This is a genomic window from Chitinophaga sancti, from assembly GCF_034087045.1.
Taxonomy (GTDB): Bacteria; Bacteroidota; Bacteroidia; order Chitinophagales; family Chitinophagaceae; genus Chitinophaga; species Chitinophaga sancti_B.
On record NZ_CP139247.1, the window covers coordinates 2093037 to 2111157 of the forward strand.

18 protein-coding genes are annotated in these 18121 nt (G+C 44.5%); 9 read left to right on the plus strand and 9 right to left on the minus strand.

The features are described 5' to 3' along the window. The first annotated feature begins 4 nt into the window (after positions 1-4). From SIO70_RS08720 to SIO70_RS08735, 4 genes are all read left to right on the plus strand, one after another. On the plus strand, positions 5-697 hold the full coding sequence (locus tag SIO70_RS08720; protein WP_320580533.1) for an AcvB/VirJ family lysyl-phosphatidylglycerol hydrolase: 693 nt from the start codon (positions 5-7) through the stop codon (positions 695-697). Positions 698-1049: 352 nt separating this feature from the next. Then, positions 1050-1298: a hypothetical protein gene (locus tag SIO70_RS08725; RefSeq protein WP_320580534.1), complete on the plus strand. Its 249-nt coding sequence runs from the start codon at positions 1050-1052 to the stop codon at positions 1296-1298. Between the two features lie 252 nt (positions 1299-1550). Then, positions 1551-1823, plus strand: a complete 273-nt coding sequence (locus SIO70_RS08730) for a hypothetical protein (protein WP_320580535.1) — start codon at positions 1551-1553, stop codon at positions 1821-1823. Between the two features lie 970 nt (positions 1824-2793). Next, on the plus strand, positions 2794-3390 hold the full coding sequence (locus SIO70_RS08735) for a response regulator transcription factor (RefSeq protein ID WP_320580536.1): 597 nt from the start codon (positions 2794-2796) through the stop codon (positions 3388-3390). Positions 3391-3405: 15 nt separating this feature from the next. Here the strand turns inward: SIO70_RS08735 and SIO70_RS08740 are convergent, their stop codons facing one another. From SIO70_RS08740 to SIO70_RS08750, 3 genes are read right to left on the minus strand one after another with little or no spacing between them, the layout of a single operon-like run. Then, the gene (locus tag SIO70_RS08740; RefSeq protein ID WP_320580537.1) at positions 3406-4062 is read right to left on the minus strand and encodes an FAD-binding oxidoreductase; all 657 of its coding nucleotides are present in this window, start codon (positions 4060-4062) and stop codon (positions 3406-3408) included. A gap of 16 nt (positions 4063-4078) precedes the next feature. Then, positions 4079-4357 carry a hypothetical protein gene (locus SIO70_RS08745; RefSeq protein WP_320580538.1) on the minus strand — a complete coding sequence of 93 codons (279 nt, stop codon included), beginning with the start codon at positions 4355-4357 and terminating at the stop codon, positions 4079-4081. Positions 4358-4413: 56 nt separating this feature from the next. Further along, the gene (locus SIO70_RS08750; protein WP_320580539.1) at positions 4414-5265 is read right to left on the minus strand and encodes a helix-turn-helix transcriptional regulator; all 852 of its coding nucleotides are present in this window, start codon (positions 5263-5265) and stop codon (positions 4414-4416) included. 141 nt (positions 5266-5406) lie between these two features. Between SIO70_RS08750 and SIO70_RS08755 the strand changes: the two genes are divergently transcribed. Further along, complete coding sequence (locus tag SIO70_RS08755; RefSeq protein WP_143708711.1) at positions 5407-5643, plus strand: hypothetical protein; 237 nt, start codon at positions 5407-5409, stop codon at positions 5641-5643. Here the strand turns inward: SIO70_RS08755 and SIO70_RS08760 are convergent. The 5 genes from SIO70_RS08760 to SIO70_RS08780 all read right to left on the minus strand — a co-directional run bounded on the left by SIO70_RS08760 (position 5640) and on the right by SIO70_RS08780 (position 10509). Further along, positions 5640-6641 (minus strand): hypothetical protein, encoded by a 1002-nt coding sequence (locus SIO70_RS08760; protein ID WP_320580540.1) that lies wholly within the window; start codon positions 6639-6641, stop codon positions 5640-5642. The two genes, SIO70_RS08755 and SIO70_RS08760, sit on opposite strands and share 4 nt — an antisense overlap. Before the next feature lie 226 nt (positions 6642-6867). Then, a complete protein-coding gene (locus SIO70_RS08765) occupies positions 6868-7344 on the minus strand; it encodes a MarR family winged helix-turn-helix transcriptional regulator (protein ID WP_320580541.1) in 477 nt (158 codons plus the stop codon). Positions 7345-7465: 121 nt separating this feature from the next. Then, positions 7466-8641, minus strand: a complete 1176-nt coding sequence (gene uxuA, locus SIO70_RS08770; protein ID WP_083721272.1) for a mannonate dehydratase — start codon at positions 8639-8641, stop codon at positions 7466-7468. 76 nt (positions 8642-8717) lie between these two features. Further along, complete coding sequence (locus SIO70_RS08775) at positions 8718-10004, minus strand: glycerate kinase (RefSeq protein ID WP_320580542.1); 1287 nt, start codon at positions 10002-10004, stop codon at positions 8718-8720. Positions 10005-10071: 67 nt separating this feature from the next. Further along, entirely contained in the window at positions 10072-10509 is a 438-nt protein-coding gene (locus SIO70_RS08780; protein WP_320580543.1) for a hypothetical protein, read from the minus strand. A 190-nt stretch (positions 10510-10699) separates the two neighbouring features. On the opposite strand from SIO70_RS08780, the gene SIO70_RS08785 reads away from it, so the two are divergent. From SIO70_RS08785 to SIO70_RS08795, 3 genes are all read left to right on the plus strand, one after another. Next, positions 10700-13753 (plus strand): amidohydrolase family protein, encoded by a 3054-nt coding sequence (locus SIO70_RS08785; protein WP_320580544.1) that lies wholly within the window; start codon positions 10700-10702, stop codon positions 13751-13753. Positions 13754-13764: 11 nt separating this feature from the next. Continuing rightward, positions 13765-15057: an amidohydrolase family protein gene (locus SIO70_RS08790; protein ID WP_320580545.1), complete on the plus strand. Its 1293-nt coding sequence runs from the start codon at positions 13765-13767 to the stop codon at positions 15055-15057. A 107-nt stretch (positions 15058-15164) separates the two neighbouring features. Continuing rightward, positions 15165-15668 (plus strand): pyridoxamine 5'-phosphate oxidase family protein, encoded by a 504-nt coding sequence (locus SIO70_RS08795; RefSeq protein ID WP_320580546.1) that lies wholly within the window; start codon positions 15165-15167, stop codon positions 15666-15668. Positions 15669-15762: 94 nt separating this feature from the next. On the opposite strand, the gene tyrS is transcribed toward SIO70_RS08795, so the two are convergent. Further along, positions 15763-17046: a tyrosine--tRNA ligase gene (gene tyrS, locus SIO70_RS08800; RefSeq protein ID WP_320580547.1), complete on the minus strand. Its 1284-nt coding sequence runs from the start codon at positions 17044-17046 to the stop codon at positions 15763-15765. A gap of 142 nt (positions 17047-17188) precedes the next feature. Between tyrS and SIO70_RS08805 the strand changes: the two genes are divergently transcribed. Beyond that, a complete protein-coding gene (locus tag SIO70_RS08805; RefSeq protein ID WP_320580548.1) occupies positions 17189-17899 on the plus strand; it encodes a hypothetical protein in 711 nt (236 codons plus the stop codon). The last annotated feature ends 222 nt before the right edge of the window (positions 17900-18121 follow it).

The following is an 18121-nucleotide window of genomic DNA, read 5'->3' on the forward strand; positions in this document are numbered from 1 at the left end:
TACGATGGTGAAAGGATTATGGCTGATGGGGATACTGGGCCTGGTGATGGCTACAGCCCATGCGCAAACGGATATCAGCAAACTGCCTGTAACGGTGAAGGTACCCACAGCTGGCAACGAGCATCCGATAGTATTGTTTCTGTCAGGAGACGGTGGGATGAAAAAGTTTGCCGTGGATATGGTGAATACGCTGAATGCAAAGGGTTATCCTGTGATTGGGTTGAACTCCCTGAAATATTTTTGGAGTAAGAAGACTCCACAGCAGGCAGGAGCGGATGTGGCAGCCTTATTACAATATTATAGTAAGGAGTGGAACAATCATTCATTTTTGCTGGTAGGTTATTCAATGGGAGCGGATGTATTACCTTTCATATATCAGCATTTGCCGGGGGCGTTGCAGAACGGGACGTTATCGCTGGTGTTTATGTCGCCATCTGCAAGTACGGATATGGTGGTACATATTTCAGACATGCTGGGCAAGAGTTCCACGCCTGGGGCGCTGAATGTACCGGCGGCGATGAATACGATTGCTAATAAGCCGTTATTATTGATTTTCGGGAAAGACGAAAACGACTTTGATCTGCATGCATTGACGATTACAAATTATAAATCCCTGGTATTGCCTGGAGGGCATCATTACAATGATGATGCGACTGGGGTGGTTACGCAGATGGTATCGCACTGGGGGCTTAAATAATTAGTAACGCTCTTCCTCTCCGGAAGGGCGTTTTTTTTTATCTCTAAAACTTTGGCGATCGCCTATTTTTTAATTAACAACTGGTTAACTATCCTTATATTTTTTTGCTAAAACGTTATACCATTGTATGTATATAAACTGTTGTTAATTAATCTATTAGTGATTGTTTTTGTAGCTATTTTTATTCGTTAACATCTTATTAACCAAATTCTCAGTCCGGTAATGTATCATTACAACGTAGTAATGTAATGTAGAAAAAAAGGATTTGTACCACATTTGTCAGCCATGGAAACCTCTTTCGGGTATCTACCCGTGAGAATTTTATCTTAAAGTGTATACACGAAAAACTATAATGGATAAAAACTTACTTCAAGATATTGCAACGGGTTGGTGCATTAAGATGCTGAAATCCTTTGCTGACGAGCCTTTTAATGGTTGGTTTTTGATGAAAACTCCCCAGGTTTCAACCGGGGGAGTTTACTTTTCAAGTAATGAAAGTGATTGGAAAATAAGGCGCAGCTGCAACAAAATAGCAGTAGGATTTTTTAGCTTGCATGCAGGCTATCCTGTATTTAAAATTGATCTTATACCCTCAAAATAATAGTTTATGAAAAATGCGTACTATACTGCCTGCAGGAGCAGGTCCTATATTCCTGTTAACTATGCAGATGGAGCTAAACAAAATTTTGTAACAGTTAATCCAGCATTAACCAATTAAGGGATCGATACAAGAAACACAACATTTAAAAGACTATCCGATAAATCAGCAAGGAAGAATCCATTGCAGACCTGGAATGAGTGACTTTAAAAATTTCTTATTATTCAAGTACATTGTAAACCCCACTATGCCAGCATGCCTAAACGTTATTTTGAAAGACTGCAAACCATTGATTACCTGATAAGGATCAAAGGCACAGGAAAGCCCGCTCACCTTGCAAAAAGGTTAAGGATTTCCGAAAGAACTTTATTTGAATTTTTAAAAATGATGAAAGAACTGGGAGCTCCTATAGCATATGACCGCTATAAGGAAAGCTATTATTACTCGGAAAAAGGAGGCTTCAATATTAAATTTGTGAAGAATCTAACTTTAGCGCTTGTGACGAACCTTCTCTTTTTCCTGATATAACCCATTACTACTGTGTAACCCAATTCACACAGCTTATTCAATTTTCTTCTGCTCAATCCTTTGGGATAGGGTCAGGACTTGTTTTCCCATGAATGCGCGTTATTGCGGAGTATGTTATTCCGCAGTTAACTGCGTATTAACTACGTCATTAACTGTACATTAACCTATTTAGGAAAAACTCTTCCTACCTTTCATGCCTGTTACACAAAAACTATATGGGGTTTGTCTTGCCATTTATCCCGCATAGGCAATTCTATATATGTAGCACCTAAATTCGCAATTACCTTTTTCTCATAAGACGGTTTAGATTTCATAAGCTTCTGTACGCAGGTTTCTGTTAAGTTACCTGCCAGTTTTTTTCCATCTTAGCTATTATAAAAAAAAATCGGCCCTCACCAAGGGGTAAGGGCCAGAACATTCACATGTCAACCCGTTACAGCTGTGTCAATGAGTATAATACTGTAACGTTTTAATTTTTTAGTCAGTCACTAATGTTTGAACGATATATCAAAATTAGAGATAATGTTTTGATCTGGTGGTTAACCGATTGTTAAGGCGCCCTCATTTTTATAATCCATAATTTTTTTACACTTAATATTGTGATACAGAACAGAGGACAAGCTCTTTTCTTTTCCTTTCATATTGTTTTACTATTTGGGAGCATCCGGTTTTATGAGTAAATTGGTACTATTCCACGACTCCCTGACTATGTCCCTAATCAATACAAGCTTACGTTTGAATGATTTTTTCTTTTTAGGTATTCTATAATATACAAACAATTGTTTATTAGTATTTATTGAAAAATCATATACTTATCGGATTGACTACTGTGGGTATTTGTTTCAAATTTGTTTCGGTATGGGAGACCGTGTATATATTCCATTACAGCCATACTGGTATACCAATTTATCGACACTTGCAGTACCGGAATTAAAGGTTTCGCAACATATACAAACCCAAAAAAAACAATATGAAAAATGTGCGGCGCAACAGCACTGGGAAGGCCAGTGGGGAGGATGCTTTAGGGGCGGAAGGCGGAGAACATGCGGATTCAAAACACCTGGTACAGCAACTGGCAAAAGATATCAGTAATGTTGTATTCATGGATAGTGATATTCCCGGACTAACTGCTATCGAAGCCGCCAATATTCTGAAAGCAGCCTATCCCGACATCAACGTACTATTATTTTCTGTGCGAAATAGGGAAACAGCTATCACCACCATTACCAGCAAGCATGATCCTGTACCACCACCAGCATCACTGAGCGCAACTTTTGCCCAACTGTACGAAGCGGCCATCCATAGCAATACGGCGACTATTCAGAAAGTACTTACTTTCTTCAACCGTAAACCGGAAGAAGTACCAATGCGGTATGGCCTTTCTCATCGTGAATTGCAGGTACTGGATTGCCTGGTAAGTGGAGATACCTACAAAAAAATAGCCGAACACTGTCATATTAGTGTCGGCACTGTACGCTCACATATTATGAACATCTATCGCAAACTGGATGTAAATTCCCGTTCTTCTGCTATTGTCAAAGCTATGCAGGAAAGATTGGTAGGCTAGCTTACGCTTGTCGCACTATTCCCAGAACCCCGCCGCTTTTACCTGTTTCCAACCCAATTGTTTGAGCAACTTTCTTGTTTGAACCACCATCGGAATATAGCCAGCTACATAAAATGTAGTATCATTTGAAGGTAGTTGCAGTTGGTCCAGCCAATTGATTACATCCTTTTCCTGTCCGTCAGAGAACTGTACCGGCATGTCCATTATTGCTGCGGGTAGGGGATCTTCGTCTATTGCCAGTGTATGGAAGCCCTGCTCCGGGTTCCGGCGGTGATAGAGAGACAGGATATGGCCTATGGCGCTGGCATCGCCTATACATACCAGCTTAGAAGCTGCTGTAGGTTGGTGTAATCCGCCACCGGGGCCTACATACATGACAGGATCACCTGGATTCAGCTTTCGGAGCCACTCACTGCCCTGGCCTACGTGGCCTGCATCTATAATCAGGGTGGCTATCCGGTTATTTTCGTTGTAGTGTGCTACGGTGTAATCCCTGAGTGCAGTACTGCTTACCTGGCACTTCAGGTGCTGACAGCTACGCCAGGCGAGGGGTTCGGGGAGCTGCAATTCCAATTGCAGTAAGCGGTGATCAAGAGCTGTTACCTGGCGCACATGCGCAGTCTTCCCCAACCTTCCCATCAGGAAGGCGGTTGCTTTTTCCTTTAATGACATATGTTTGTTTTTGTGTTTAGTCTATTATCCCTGTCAGTTCCGGGAAGAGGTCAGTGATCAATGAGATGGCTTTGGGTGAGCGCAGTCGGAGGTGTGTAAAGATGCCGTTCAATTGTAGTACGGGCATCAGATCGATGATTTCCTGTACGGCTGATTCATAGGATGGATAATCTACAGGATTTTCAATTATAGCCAGACTGGCAAGGAAGTCGGAAACAGCCCCACGCTGTAACCGCACATTATTTTCTGTGCTGATAGCATGCATATCATTGTGTACTATATTGTTTGGCTGCATAAAGAGATCATTAATTCGGTACAAAATTATTGATGGTTCACACCTTACCTGTTATACTATTCCGGGTCAGATAGGGATTTATCCCGTACACTTTCCCTGAAGGCAGCAGGTGTATAGCCTGTATGTTGCTTAAAAAAGCGGTTGAAATAAGAGACTTCGTTGAATTGTAAATGCCAGGCTATTTCCTTCACACTTTCTTCAGCATGCAGTAGTAAGCGTTTGGCTTCCAGTATTCTACGTTCTGTAATGAGGGACGATGCGGTCTGTCCCGAGTATTGCCGCACTACTTCGTTCAGGTAGTCCACCGAAATGTGGAGCGCCTCGGCATATTGTGCGGGTTTTGTCCATTCCAGGTAATGAGCGGCTACCAGTTCCCGGTATCGGGTAAGGAGCGATTTATTGGCAGATGGCGCATCGGCAGTATGCCGCTGCAGCATGAGCAGGAGAATGGAGAGGTAATGCTGCAACAAGGGAATGGCCTGGGTCTTTTTTTCATTGTATTCCCTGTACATCAGGCAGACGATCTGGTTCACGGCTTCCAGTTCATCGGCTGGTAGGGTCACAGGTCCCTGTAGCGTGACCGGGAGTGATAAGAGAGGAAGAAAGTCCGCAGTGAATGCAATACCCCATCCTTTTCCTGTTTGCTCCGGTTGGGCCAGGTGTACCTGACCGGGAACGATGAGTCCTATCTGTCCTGCATTCAACGTAACCAGCTCCATATCGATCATATGTTCACTGACACCTTCCATTAATACAAACAGCATGTAGTAATTGTGCCGGTGCACATCTGCCAGGCTGGCCATTTCCCTATTGGTAGTAGTGGACATGATTTTGATGGCAAAAGAAGGCAGATCCGGGAACAATCCCTCCAGACTTTGCGACGCTATAAATTGCTTTTTCCGAGGCATATCATAAAGGTAGACGAACGGGAAGGTAGAAAATTGTAGAATTAACAAAAAAGTTATTTAGCCCTATTGTTTATTAATTATATATTGAATAAATTTATATACCCTATGACTTCCAAACTATTATTAAAAAAACCTATGACCATGAATTGGATTGAAGAGTTAAATGTGATCTACCAAAAGCTAGGAGCTGTTGGTTTTGAAGAAGTAAAAAAAGAGATCTTAAAAGCCCAGATGAGCGGGCATAACGGAGAAACCTACTACCTTGTTCTCCAGCAGTTAATCATGATTAAGAAAGATAGAGTACAGATCTACGAACTGATTAAAGGTGAAGTAGAGAATATTATCCACTTCAGCAAGCACATGATACACCTGAATTAATTTTTGTCAGCCAGTTCCTCTTTTAAGCTTTGCGCTTTGAAATAAATGGGTGCGCTATCTGGTATTTTCAGCAACCATTCAAGGCAAAGTTGTTTATTGCCCTCTTTCAGATAGCTCAGGGCTATATAGAATGCGGCGTTATACTGGTAGGGTGAAGTCCCCGCAAATACGATCCCCAGATCCTTCCGGGCCCTTTCCAGTTCTCCCAGTTCAAGCAGGCTGACTCCTTTGTAATAGCGCGCCGGGGCGTGCGAGGAATCCTTTGCCAATATCTGATCCAATAGCTGGATGGTATGGGTGAAATGACCATGGTTAAAACTCATGGCTGCTTCGTGCAGAATAAGGGCGGTATCAGCTTCCTGGCCTTCCCTGTGTATGTGCTCCATCTCTGTACCGGAGAATTGTCTGTATACATCCTTGTGCCAGGGGCTCAGGAACAGCAGGCCGGCCAGGCCGGCGGCTATAACAGCGGTGACGATGACGTAGATACTGATCTTTGTATTTGGGTTGCCTTTGGTATGAAACCAGCGTTCCCGCTGATCGGCGAGCATTTCTTCCAGTTCTTCGCGGGTATTATCATTGTCCTGGATGTTTCCCGACCAGGCCAGTGCTTCCTCCACGTATTTCATATGCACGGCATCCAACCCCGGGGATGGCGCTACCGGATGGAAAGAAGATCCTTTATTGGGCGTTTTCTCCATCAGTTCCTGCTTCCACTTTAGCTGGCAGGCATATAAAAAGAATGGCTCGAAATGATTAGTGAGCAAAAGTTTGTGATGACGGGCGTAGTTGTAAATGGCCAGTAAGACCTCTTCAAATACGTTGGCTGCTTCCTTTATATTGCCTCCCCAACCAATTACCATGTGCTTTACCTTTCGGGAATAGCGCTTGTAAATGGCATCTACAATAGCAGGGGAGCTGTCCAGCAAACCATCTATATATTCATCGTCATTATTTATAATCCGGCTGGATACCATAAAATCTTTCCTATGGGACAAAATTAAAAGTAATCAAGGTCAATAGACAAAAATATCTATTACAATGGTTATGCCGGATTTGAAAAATGTTGAATATAAAGTATGAGTGGTTTATTATGCTACGCCTTTTTTAATGCATACCGTATTATTTGAGTGTCTTTTATAGAGAACTGAGCGTTAAGGAGCCATTTCTTTATATTGTTGCGTCTGGTCATCAAAAAATTCCCGTATCTGGAAAAAAATTCCATCAGGCAAGTTGGGGATGAAGTGAAAAGAGTAGTTTACCGAGTACCTGCCTGAGGGCAGCCGCATCTGAGTCTCCGATGATGGCTGTATATTCAGCCTGTATTTCTTCGAAGGTTTCAAATGCGGCTATCAGCAGTTTCTTGCCATTATCAGTCAGTGATATGAGAATGGCCCTGTTGTCGACGGTATGTTTCGTAGTAGAAATATATCCTTCTGATTCCAGGTATTTGACCACTTTGCTCATCGCCTGTTTGGTGATTCTAGCTTTCTTGGCCAGTTCGTTGTTTATAATACCTTCTGGTTGAATATTGATAAATACTACCAGATCTCCCAGCTTAAAATTATTATATCCTTTCTGTTGTAACTTTTCTACTATTCTACAGTCCATGTCCTTTTTCAACAATCCCAATAGTCTGGTCAGACTTCGTTTTCGTTGTGCCAGATGCAGCGCTACCTGCTCATCCAGTGAACTGTTCATTTGCTGTTTGTTTTCAGGGGTGTTACTTATTGGTTCAGCCGGTTACTATCCAGCTACGTATACGTTCGTTTCTAATCCCAACCTTATATAATTGCCAGCGTACGGCAGAAGGTGTTTGCTTTCATTTATTGAAGACTGAACGTGCAATACCCATTTCCAATCCCCGTAGTTCGGCAAGGCCCCGCAGTCGCCCAATTGCACTATAACCTGGATTGGTGTGTTTCTGCAGGTCATCCAGCATCTGGTGACCATGATCCGGTCGCATTGGGATGCTCACATTGCGCTTATGCATTACAGCGAGGATATTCCGGACCACTGCATACATATCCACATCGCCTTCAAGGTGATTGGCTTCATGGAAATTACCAATGCTGTCACGCTGTGTGCTGCGGAGGTGAATGAAATGGATATGTTCTCCCAGTCTTTCCACCATGCCTGGCAGGTCATTGTCTGCACGTACACCGTAAGAACCGGTGCAGAAACAGAGACCATTCGCCGCGTAAGGGGCTGCCTGCAGCAGTTCGCGAGCATCCTGTTCGGTGCTCACTATACGGGGCAGACCTAAAATAGGGAATGGAGGATCGTCCGGATGGATGGCCAGTTTGATTCCTACTTCTTCTGCTACTGGCGCTATCTGTTGTAAGAAATAGAACAGGTGCAGTTTCAGCTGAGTAGCATCGATGCCTTTATATTTATCCAGGGCTTCCTGGAATTGCTGTAAAGAAAAACTTTCTTCAGAACCAGGTAAACCTGCTATGATGTTGCGTTGCAGCAAGGTCTTTTCTGCGTCGGTCATACTATCAAAGCGCTCCTTAGCCATAGAAATGTCAGCAGGATCGTAATCATTCTCGGCTCCGGGACGTTGCAGCATGAAGAGATCGAAGGCCATGAAGGCTGCTTTTTCAAACCTTAATGCTTTAGAACCATCTTCCACGGTATAAGCAAGGTCGGTACGTGTCCAGTCCAGCACTGGCATGAAATTGTATGTAACTACATAAATGCCGCATTCTGCCAGATTACGCAACGACTGTTGGTAATGCTGGATGTATGTTTTGAAATCGCCGCTTTGTGTTTTTATATCTTCATGTACAGGCACACTTTCTACTACGGACCAGGTCAGACCTGCCGCTTCGATGAGCGCTTTCCTTTCCAGGATCTCTTCTTTAGCCCATACTTCGCCATTTGGAACGTGGTGCAATGCCGTTACTATTCCGGTGGCCCCGGCTTGTTTGATATCAGCCAGGCTCACCGGGTCTTTCGGCCCGAACCAACGCCATGTCTGTTCCATTCTTAACATACGCATATACAGGTTTAAATGTCAAAAATAGGACTTCCAGCCATAATTAATAAAGAAGTAATGATGTTTTTATACACTATACAAGAAGAATGATTATAATATCCATCACATTTGTCTGTGTAGGCCCTGTAATCAGCAGTCCGCCGGCCTTTTGAAAAAAAGGATACGCATCCTGTTTATCCAGATGTTCCTGAGCATTCTTTCCTATTTGCATAATCGCAGCGTCGACAATGGCGCCTGCAGCATCTGTAGGACCATCGGTACCGTCGGTGCCTGCACTTAATAAAGTAATGCCTTCGGCTCCTTCCAGCGCAATGCCCGCCGCCAGCGCGAGTTGCTGGTTGCGTCCACCCAGGCCGTTGCCAGTTATGGTGACGGTGCTTTCACCCCCAGCCAGCAAACAGGCGGGCCGTTTTCCCTTCCATTCTTTTGCCTGGGCTACCAGCGAGTGTGCAATGGTGATTGCATCACCTGTCAATGTCGATGAGAGAATGTGTGTATCATATCCCAGTTGTGAGGCTGTGATGGCAGCAGCTTCCAGTGCAATACGATTCGTGCCTGCAAGGAAAGTATAAGTGTTTTCAAAACGGGGATGCCCGGGTTTGGGCGTATCTGCTATTATTTCTGCGCAGCCTCTTTCCAGGTGTAAATAGATAGAAAGGGGCAGCAGCTCGGTGAGCCTGTATTTTTCTACCACCGTCATGGCATCTGCAAATGTAGAGGGATCAGGTACGGTAGGTCCCGAACCGATTACATGGAGATCATCGCCCACTACATCACTGAGAACAATGGTGCAGAGTGCGGGTGTATTTGTGAGTAGTGCGAGTTGTCCGCCTTTTACACCGGAGAGGTGTTTGCGTACGGTATTCATTTCGTGAATATCTGCACCACTTTTTAGCAACAGATCAAATACGGTTTGTACTTCCTGCAGTATAGCACCGGGTGGGTGATCTGCGAGTAGTGCAGATGCGCCGCCGGATAACAGGAATAACACGATATCATCAGCCTGTACACCGGTGATCATTTCTGTCATTTGCAGTGTAGCAGCTTCGCCATTTTCATCCGGAATAGGATGACCCGCTGTAGCAAGGGTGATATGTTGTAATGGTAATTCATGCCCGTATTTGGTAATCACCATGCCCTGTAACTGGCAGTCAGGGAGTAATGTTTCTACAGCATGTGCCATGGCAGCAGCTGCTTTTCCTGCACCAAATATCCATACAGGTCTGCCTGCGGAGCGTGGAAATGATTTGCCGCAAATAGTGATGGTATCCGCATTATGTTGTATGCATCGATGTATTAACGTTGCCGGTTGTACTGCAATGATCGCGGAATTAAAAATGGAAATTGCATCAGTATTCATATTGAAAAAAAATAAGGATGCTTCGGAGCATCCTTATCCATTTTATTTTGTTGGGTATTGTAAGTAACTAGTTGCTGTGCTTCTGTTGTTTCTTATCCATGCGTGCTTCCATCTGCTCTTTCTTCTTCATTTCCCAGTCGTTCCATTTCTTGTATTGCTCTGGTGTAAGTACTGTTTTGAAGCGTTGGCTACGTTCTTCATTGAGTGCTTTCACCTGTTGCATTTTATCTTTCTTTGCAAGAGATGTATTATTTTTGAGCGCATCCAGGCGACGGCTAATGTCAGTGTTGATAGCATGAATATCTGCATCCTGTTTGTGCGTAAGATTCAAACGGCGATCGAGCTTATCACTCATTCTGTCTGCTTTTTCTTCAGCACTCCAGCGAACACGTTTACCTGTGCTGTCAACATCATTTGTACGTTTATTCTGCGCCATACTATTTGCATGAACGCTTAAGAACAGGCACATCAGCAAACTACTTATGCAGATCATGTATCTTTTCATAAAAAGGAGATTGATTCGTCTTGTTAAATATAGTCATTTACCGCAATATTAATACCAATCATATAAAATATAGTGGGGACCAAAATTCATTTATTTATTTTAACAAATGAACAACATTATACACCGTCTATAGTAAGTGCCGATAATAATCCGATACCAAATCTAAACCGCTAAAAACCAATAGAAAAAGATGATTAAAACCCGTATCTACCTTCCCATCAAAAGGGAGGCCCGTACGATGACCGGGAAAAGGCTGGCTGGCCTATGCCTGTTATTAGGCAGCCTGTTTGCCACTGGTCAGCTCAGGGCGCAACAGACGTTTCCTGTGAATGGTGTGGCTGATCCGAGAGAAGGCTGTTATGCCTTTACCAAAGCCACTATCGTTAAAAGTGCAGGGAATGTATTAACCAATGCAACTTTAGTGATCCGGAATGGACGCATTGTCAGTGCAGGCACTGGCGCCATCCCTGCCGATGCAGTTGTGATCGATTGCGCCGGCAAATTCATCTACCCTTCTTTTGTAGATGCCTACAGCGATTATGGGACACCAGCGGTAAAGAAAAGTAATGTAAGCCGTCGTGATGATCCACAGTTTATCTCCACTACCAAAGGAGCTTACGGCTGGAACCAGGCCATTAAAAGCGAAGTAAATGCAGCAGCAGTTTTCAGTACCGATGCTGCTACCGCTGCGACCCTGCGTGAAGCAGGTTTTGGTACCGTGCTTACACATCAGCAGGATGGTATAGCAAGAGGTACCGGCGTATTGGTAACCCTGGCAGACGGCAGAGAAAACAAAGCTATCATTAAAGAAAAAGCAAGTGCCCAGTATTCATTTGACAAAGGGAGTTCTACTCAGAACTATCCCGGTTCACTGATGGGGGCTATTGCCTTATTGCGCCAGACTTATCTCGATGCGCAGTGGTATCGCTCCCGTCCTGAAAAAGAAGGTGTGAACCTGTCCTTACAGGCATGGAATGACAACCAGACCCTGCCCCAGATCTTTGAAGTGAATGATAAATGGGATGCACTGAGAGCCGATAAGATCGGAGATGAGTTCGGCGTGCAATACATTATCAGGGCAAGTGGTAATGAATACCAGCGCATACCTGAAATGGTTGCTTCCAAAGCTACTTTCATCCTGCCTGTTTCTTTCCCGTTGCCAATAGATGTGGAAGATCCGGAAGATGCACGCTTTGTTGCACTCAGTGAAATGAAGCACTGGGAAATGGCCCCTTCAGAACCTGCTGCTTTTGAAAAGGCAAACATTCCTTTCTGTATCACAGCCGATGGGCTGAAAGATGTGAAGCAGTTTTTAGCCAGTGTACGCAAAGCCATCGAATATGGTTTGACCGAACAGAAAGCACTGGATGCATTGACACTCGCACCTGCTAAACTGCTGAAAGCAGAGGACCAGGTGGGTACATTGGATGCCGGTAAACTAGCCAACTTCCTCATTACATCCGGTAATATCTTCAATGAAAATACTGTCATTTACCAGAACTGGGTACAGGGTAAGAAATATAGTATTAAAGACGATAACTGGAAAGATGTAAGAGGTACTTATACCCTGACTGTTACGCCAGGAAATGTTACCTATACCGTGCTTGTAAAAGGTACTCCCAGTGCACCAGCGTTGTCCTTGTTAGCCACTGATACCGTTGGTGGTTCACTCAGCTTTAACGGTGACCTGGTAAAAGTAACGTTCCCTGTGAAGAAAGGCAGTGCACAGCTGCGTCTCACCGGTATTACAGATGGCAATGGATGGAGTGGTACAGGTGTGGATACCAGTGGTAATAACATTCACTGGCAGGCTGTATTGAAAACGCCATTTGCAGGTACTGATTCTGTGAAAGCAAAACCACAACCATTCATTGGCAATAACTATTTTCCATTTAATGGATATGGTTGGGAAACAATACCTGCACAGCAGGATATCCTGATCAAAAACACTACTGTATGGACGAATGAACAGGATGGTAAACTGGAAAATACAGACGTGCTGATTCGCAATGGTAAGATTGCCCAGATAGGTAAAAATCTTGCTGCCGGCAGTGCAAAGGTGATAGATGGTACAGGCAAACACCTGACAGCCGGTATCATTGATGAGCACTCTCACATCGCCATTTCAAGAGGTGTGAATGAAGGTACACAATCAGTTACTGCAGAAGTGCGTATTGCGGATGTAGTAAATCCTGATGATGTGAACATCTATCGTCAGCTGAGTGGTGGTGTGACAGCATCTCACCTGTTGCACGGTTCTGCGAATACCATCGGCGGTCAGTCACAATTGATCAAACTACGTTGGGGGGCAGATGCCGAAGCGTTGAAATTTGCTGGTGCTGATCCATTCATCAAGTTTGCCCTGGGCGAAAATGTGAAACAATCTAACTGGGGAGACAGACAAAGAGAGCGTTTCCCACAAACCCGTATGGGGGTAGAACAGTTACTGACGGATGCATTTACCCGCGCACTGGATTATGAAAAACTGGGTGCGGACAAGCGCAAAGATCTGGAACTGGAAACCTTGTTAGAGATCATCCACAGCAAGCGTTTCGTGACCTGTCACTCTTATGTACAGAGCGAAATCAATATGCTAATGCATGTGGCAGATACTTTCCATTTCCATATCAACACCTTTACACACATTCTGGAAGGCTATAAGGTGGCCGACAAGATGAAGGCACATGGCGCCGGTGCAGGCACCTTTGCTGACTGGTGGGCGTATAAGATGGAAGTACAGGATGCGATCCCTTACAACGCAACCATCATGCAACGTGTAGGTCTCACCGTAGCTATCAACTCAGACGATGCTGAAATGGCCCGCCGCCTGAACCAGGAAGCCGCCAAGAGCATCAAGTACGGTGGTATGACCGAGGAGGATGCGCTGAAACTGGTGACCCTGAATCCTGCCAAACTGTTGCACGTAGCAGATAAAACAGGTAGTATCAAGGCCGGTAAAGATGCTGACCTGGTGCTGTGGAGCGATGACCCGCTGAGCATTTATGCAAAAGCAGATAAGACCATTGTGGATGGCATTGTATACTTCGATAGGGAGACAGACAAAGAACTCCGTCAGCGCATCAGTTCAGAGCGTAACCGCCTGATCCGCAAAATGCTGGCAGAGAAGAAAAAAGGTACGCCTACACAGAAAGCGGCTCCTGCTGAAGAAGAGAACTATCATTGCGAAGACCTGCAGGCAGGTCACCAGCATAGTTTGTTGGGTGATGAAAATGGTAATAATTAAAACATTGATGGATGAAACACCTGATTCTATTATATATTTCAATCACCGGCTCTCTGGCGGCCATGGCACAGGAAACGATTTATCCTGCCGGCAAGCAGCAGGAGACTGTAGTACTGACCAATGCTACCATACATGTGGGCAATGGACAGGTTATTGAAAAAGGCGTACTGACCTTTTCCAATGGCAAGATCACGGCGGTGGGCACTTCCGTAGCTACACCGGCAGCAGGAAAAGTGATCGACCTGCAAGGAAAACATGTTTATCCCGGCATCATCGCTCCTGTAACGAACCTGGGTTTGACAGAAGTGGAAGCAGTAAGATCTACCAACGACTTCAAGGAAGTAGGGGAGATAGATCCTTCTGTACGTGCGCTGGTCGCTTATAATACCGACTCCAAAGTAATTAATACCATTCGTGCCAACGGTATTCTGCTGGCACAGGTCACACCGGAAGGTGGTTTGATTTCCGGCTCATCTTCTGTTGTTCAGCTGGATGCCTGGAACTGGGAAGATGCTGCTTACCATAAAGATGGTGCATTACATTTCTATATGCCCAGCCTGCTGCCTCCCCCGGCTCCGCCAAAGGACAGACCGGCTCCTCCTTCCACCAGGATCAAAGAAGCTACAGAGAAGATTGACCAGGTACGTGCTTTCTTCAGAGAAGCAAAAGTATACCTGGCACAGGGTAAGCATGCTGAGACCAACCTGAAGTTTGAAGCGGTACGCCGCCTTTTCTCAAAAGATGAGAAGCTGTTTATACACTGTGATATTGTGAAAGAAATGATGGTGGCGGTGGATTTTGCCAAAGAGTTCGGATTCAATGTGGTGATTGTAAGCGGGGCAGATGCATGGCGCATAGCGGATATCCTGAAACAAAATAACATTGCAGTTGTGCTGAAGCAACCACACTCCCTGCCCGTAATGCAGGATGATGATGTGGACCAGCCTTATAAACTGGCTTACCAACTGCAGCAGGCAGGGGTATTATTTTGCCTGAGCAATGAAGGTTTCTGGCAGCAGCGTAACCTGCCTTTTGAAGCGGGTACCGTCAGTGCATATGGCTTAAGTAAAGAAGAAGCCCTGAGTGCAGTGACTATCAATGCCGCAAAGATCTTAGGGATTGATAAGGTGACAGGGACCCTGGAAACAGGGAAAGATGCGAATATCACAATCAGTACCGGCGATATTATGGATATGCGGTCCAGTGTGATTACACAGGCGTTTATACAGGGAAGAGAGATCAGCCTGGATAATAAGCATAAGCAGCTGTATGAAAGATACAAGTTCAAGTACGGTTTGAAGTAAATTTAGTTTTCAGGCCCTGTTATTAAAATCGCTTTTGTCGCCAGACAAAAGCGATTTTTTTTGAGGCTGGTATGATTTTTACTGCTATTTCCCTATAAACCATATATATGGGAGCAATTATGAAAAGAGATGACGCCATCAAAAAGGTCACGGAAATGATCAATGACGTAGGCGTATGCATGCTCACAAACATTGATGAGCATGGCCAGGTCATATCGCGACCAATGGCGACAGCTGATGTGGATAAAGATGGAAATGTGTGGTTCTTCACCAACGAGTACTCGGGAAAAATTACCCAGATCTCTGAAAACAATGAGCTGAACCTTATTTATGCACATCCTGGTCACAACACCTACCTGAACATCTTTGGTATTGGCAGCATTGTTATTGACAAAGAAAAAATGAAACAGCTCTGGACCCCAGCTGTAAAAGCCTGGTTCCCGGACGGTATTGATGATCCAAAACTCTGCCTGTTAAAAGTAGATACCAAGCAGGCCTGGTATTGGGACAACTCTTCCAGCAAAATGATCATCTTTTTTAATGTGTTGACTGCAATCATCAGGGGAAAGCAATTCGAAGACGGGGAAACCGGAGAACTCAATCTGGACTAAGGCAAACAATCGTAAACGGCCATTATTAGCCAACACTTTATTGCGTATATAAACCAGTGGTCAGACTTAAGATCGTCCGACCACCGGGAATTTTTTATTTAACAATAATGAGGTAGTAGTTCCTTCTCCCTTTCTGGAAAAGAATATACTTACCCGCAAGCAGCAGAGAGCTATCTACCACTGCAGCCAGGTCTTCTACTTTCTTTTTATTGATGCTTACACCTCCGCCCTGGAGCATTTTGCGGGCTTCTCCCTTACTTGGGAAGATGCCCTTTTCTGCTGCGAAGGTGATGACGTCTTTATTTTCCTGTAGTTCAGCCAGGGTAGTTTCTACCTGTGGTACGCCGTTCATGACATCCAGCAGCTGCTCTTCGGTGAGTGATTGCAGTACATCTGCCGTATCATTGCGGAACAGCAGTTCAGAAGCCTGCAAAGCGAACTCATAGTCCTTTTCGCTGTGGATAAAGATGGTCACTTCTTTTGCCAGTCTCTTCTGCAGCAGGCGCTGCTCAGGTTTTTCCCTATGCTGTGCGATGAGTTCTTCTACTTCTGCTTTGTCCAGCAGGGTGAAGATCTTAATATAGTTCTCTGCGTCTTCGTCAGTAGCTTTCAGCCAGAACTGGTAGAAGAGGTATGGAGAGGTGAGGCGGGCATCCAGCCATACGTTGCCGCCTTCAGATTTACCGAATTTGGTACCGTCTGACTTTTTCATCAGCGGACAGGTAAAGGCAAATGCCTCGCCATTGGCTTTACGTCTTACCAGTTCGGTACCGGTTACGATATTTCCCCACTGGTCAGAACCGCCCATTTGCAGTTTACAGTTCCTGGTAGTATACAGATGGAAAAAGTCGTATCCCTGAATCAGCTGGTAAGAAAACTCCGTGAAGGACATACCGCTGTCGCCTTCGATTCTTCTTTTTACAGAATCTTTGGCCATCATATAGTTTACAGTAATGTGTTTACCTACATCACGGATAAAATCCAGGAAGCTGATGTTCTGAAACCAGTCGAAGTTATTGACCATTTCAGCAGCATTCGGTTTGGAAGGATCAAAGTCCAGGAACTTTTCCAGCTGGGCTTTAATACCTGCCTGGTTATGCTTGAGGGTATCAAGATCGAGCATTTTCCTTTCGGCCGCCTTAAAAGAAGGATCGCCCACCATACCTGTAGCACCGCCTACCAGCGCCAATGGCTTGTGGCCAGCCCGCTGCAGGTGTACCAGCAACAGGATTGGAACCAGGCTACCTACGTGCAGAGAATCTGCAGTAGGATCGAAGCCTACATAGGCAGTGGTCATCTCCTTCTGTAATTGTTCCTCAGTGCCGGGCATAATATCCTGCAACATTCCCCGCCATCTTAATTCTTCTATCAGGTTCATGATTTATTGGGATAATTTTTGCAAACGTAAGAAATTAACCAGAAATTAGGCAGTCGCAAACGGTATTGCTTTTGGCCTACAACCCGGAACCAGGGTAAATACGTACATTCATGTGATAAAATAATAGTATATATCTAGCAGTATGAAGAAAAAAATGTTTTTTGCTGCGCCATTAATACTGGCAGCACAATTATTATATGGTCAGCAACAGGATTGTAAGAGTTACTACTTTTTGCAGAACAACGCGGAAGTGGAAATGAGCATTTATGACGGCAAGGGCGAACTGGTGGCTAAGAATATTGAGAAGGTATTGAATGTCAACAGAACGGCCAATGTGATCAGCTCCAACTTCTCTACCACGCTGAAGGATGCAAAGGGCAAAGACCTTTCCAACGGGAAAGGTAAATTTAAATGTACCGGATCAGAAATACTGCTGGATATGCAAATGGCGATGCCCAACATTCCTCAGCTTCAGAATATGAAGATGGAACCAGGTAGTGACGAGATTTTCCTTTCTTATCCTGCAACCCTGAAAGAAGGGCAGACCCTGCCTGGTAATGAAAAGGAAATGAGGGGAAATATGAATGGGATGGAGATCAGCATGACCCTGAAAGTGAGCGACCGTAAAGTAGTGGGAAAGGAAAAGATCACGACCCCTGCCGGTACCTGGGAGTGCTTTAAGATCTCTTATAAACTGGGATTCACTGTGCAGATGATGGGAACGAACTTTCCGATGGACCTGGATGTAAATGCGACTGAATGGTTTGCTCCGGGGTTCGGGATTGTAAAAACGGATACTGAAAGAGGAGGTTCGACGCTGGGGAGTATGCAGATCACTGCCTTTAAGAAATAGAAGCGGGAATTCGCCAACAGGCATGAAACCCATTTTCAGAAGAAAGAGGGTGTATCTGAAGTTAGATACACCCTCTTTTCATTGAAAATAGTTAGTCTGTGTCATAATTTTGATATGACTCTATATGCTTAAAATTTTCATTTCGTGCTTATAGCAACAATCGTTTGTACTTAGAGTCTTAAATCAGTTTTCTTTACAGGCTTAAAAAGCACCAATAAGAGG

Bases quoted from the DNA above. Each gene is read 5' to 3' on its own strand.
- SIO70_RS08730 (WP_320580535.1), top strand. From the start codon at position 1,551: ATGCCTAAACGTTATTTTGAAAGACTGCAAACCATTGATTACCTGATA.
- SIO70_RS08775 (WP_320580542.1), bottom strand. From the start codon at position 10,004: ATGAATACTGATGCAATTTCCATTTTTAATTCCGCGATCATTGCAGTA.
- SIO70_RS08755 (WP_143708711.1), top strand. From the start codon at position 5,407: ATGAATTGGATTGAAGAGTTAAATGTGATCTACCAAAAGCTAGGAGCT.
- SIO70_RS08795 (WP_320580546.1), top strand. From the start codon at position 15,165: ATGGGAGCAATTATGAAAAGAGATGACGCCATCAAAAAGGTCACGGAA.
- SIO70_RS08765 (WP_320580541.1), bottom strand. From the start codon at position 7,344: ATGAACAGTTCACTGGATGAGCAGGTAGCGCTGCATCTGGCACAACGA.
- SIO70_RS08790 (WP_320580545.1), top strand. From the start codon at position 13,765: ATGAAACACCTGATTCTATTATATATTTCAATCACCGGCTCTCTGGCG.
- SIO70_RS08750 (WP_320580539.1), bottom strand. From the start codon at position 5,265: ATGCCTCGGAAAAAGCAATTTATAGCGTCGCAAAGTCTGGAGGGATTG.
- SIO70_RS08780 (WP_320580543.1), bottom strand. From the start codon at position 10,509: ATGAAAAGATACATGATCTGCATAAGTAGTTTGCTGATGTGCCTGTTC.
- SIO70_RS08745 (WP_320580538.1), bottom strand. From the start codon at position 4,357: ATGCAGCCAAACAATATAGTACACAATGATATGCATGCTATCAGCACA.
- SIO70_RS08740 (WP_320580537.1), bottom strand. From the start codon at position 4,062: ATGTCATTAAAGGAAAAAGCAACCGCCTTCCTGATGGGAAGGTTGGGG.
- SIO70_RS08720 (WP_320580533.1), top strand. From the start codon at position 5: ATGGTGAAAGGATTATGGCTGATGGGGATACTGGGCCTGGTGATGGCT.
- uxuA (WP_083721272.1), bottom strand. From the start codon at position 8,641: ATGTTAAGAATGGAACAGACATGGCGTTGGTTCGGGCCGAAAGACCCG.
- SIO70_RS08805 (WP_320580548.1), top strand. From the start codon at position 17,189: ATGAAGAAAAAAATGTTTTTTGCTGCGCCATTAATACTGGCAGCACAA.
- tyrS (WP_320580547.1), bottom strand. From the start codon at position 17,046: ATGAACCTGATAGAAGAATTAAGATGGCGGGGAATGTTGCAGGATATT.
- SIO70_RS08725 (WP_320580534.1), top strand. From the start codon at position 1,050: ATGGATAAAAACTTACTTCAAGATATTGCAACGGGTTGGTGCATTAAG.
- SIO70_RS08735 (WP_320580536.1), top strand. From the start codon at position 2,794: ATGAAAAATGTGCGGCGCAACAGCACTGGGAAGGCCAGTGGGGAGGAT.
- SIO70_RS08785 (WP_320580544.1), top strand. From the start codon at position 10,700: ATGATTAAAACCCGTATCTACCTTCCCATCAAAAGGGAGGCCCGTACG.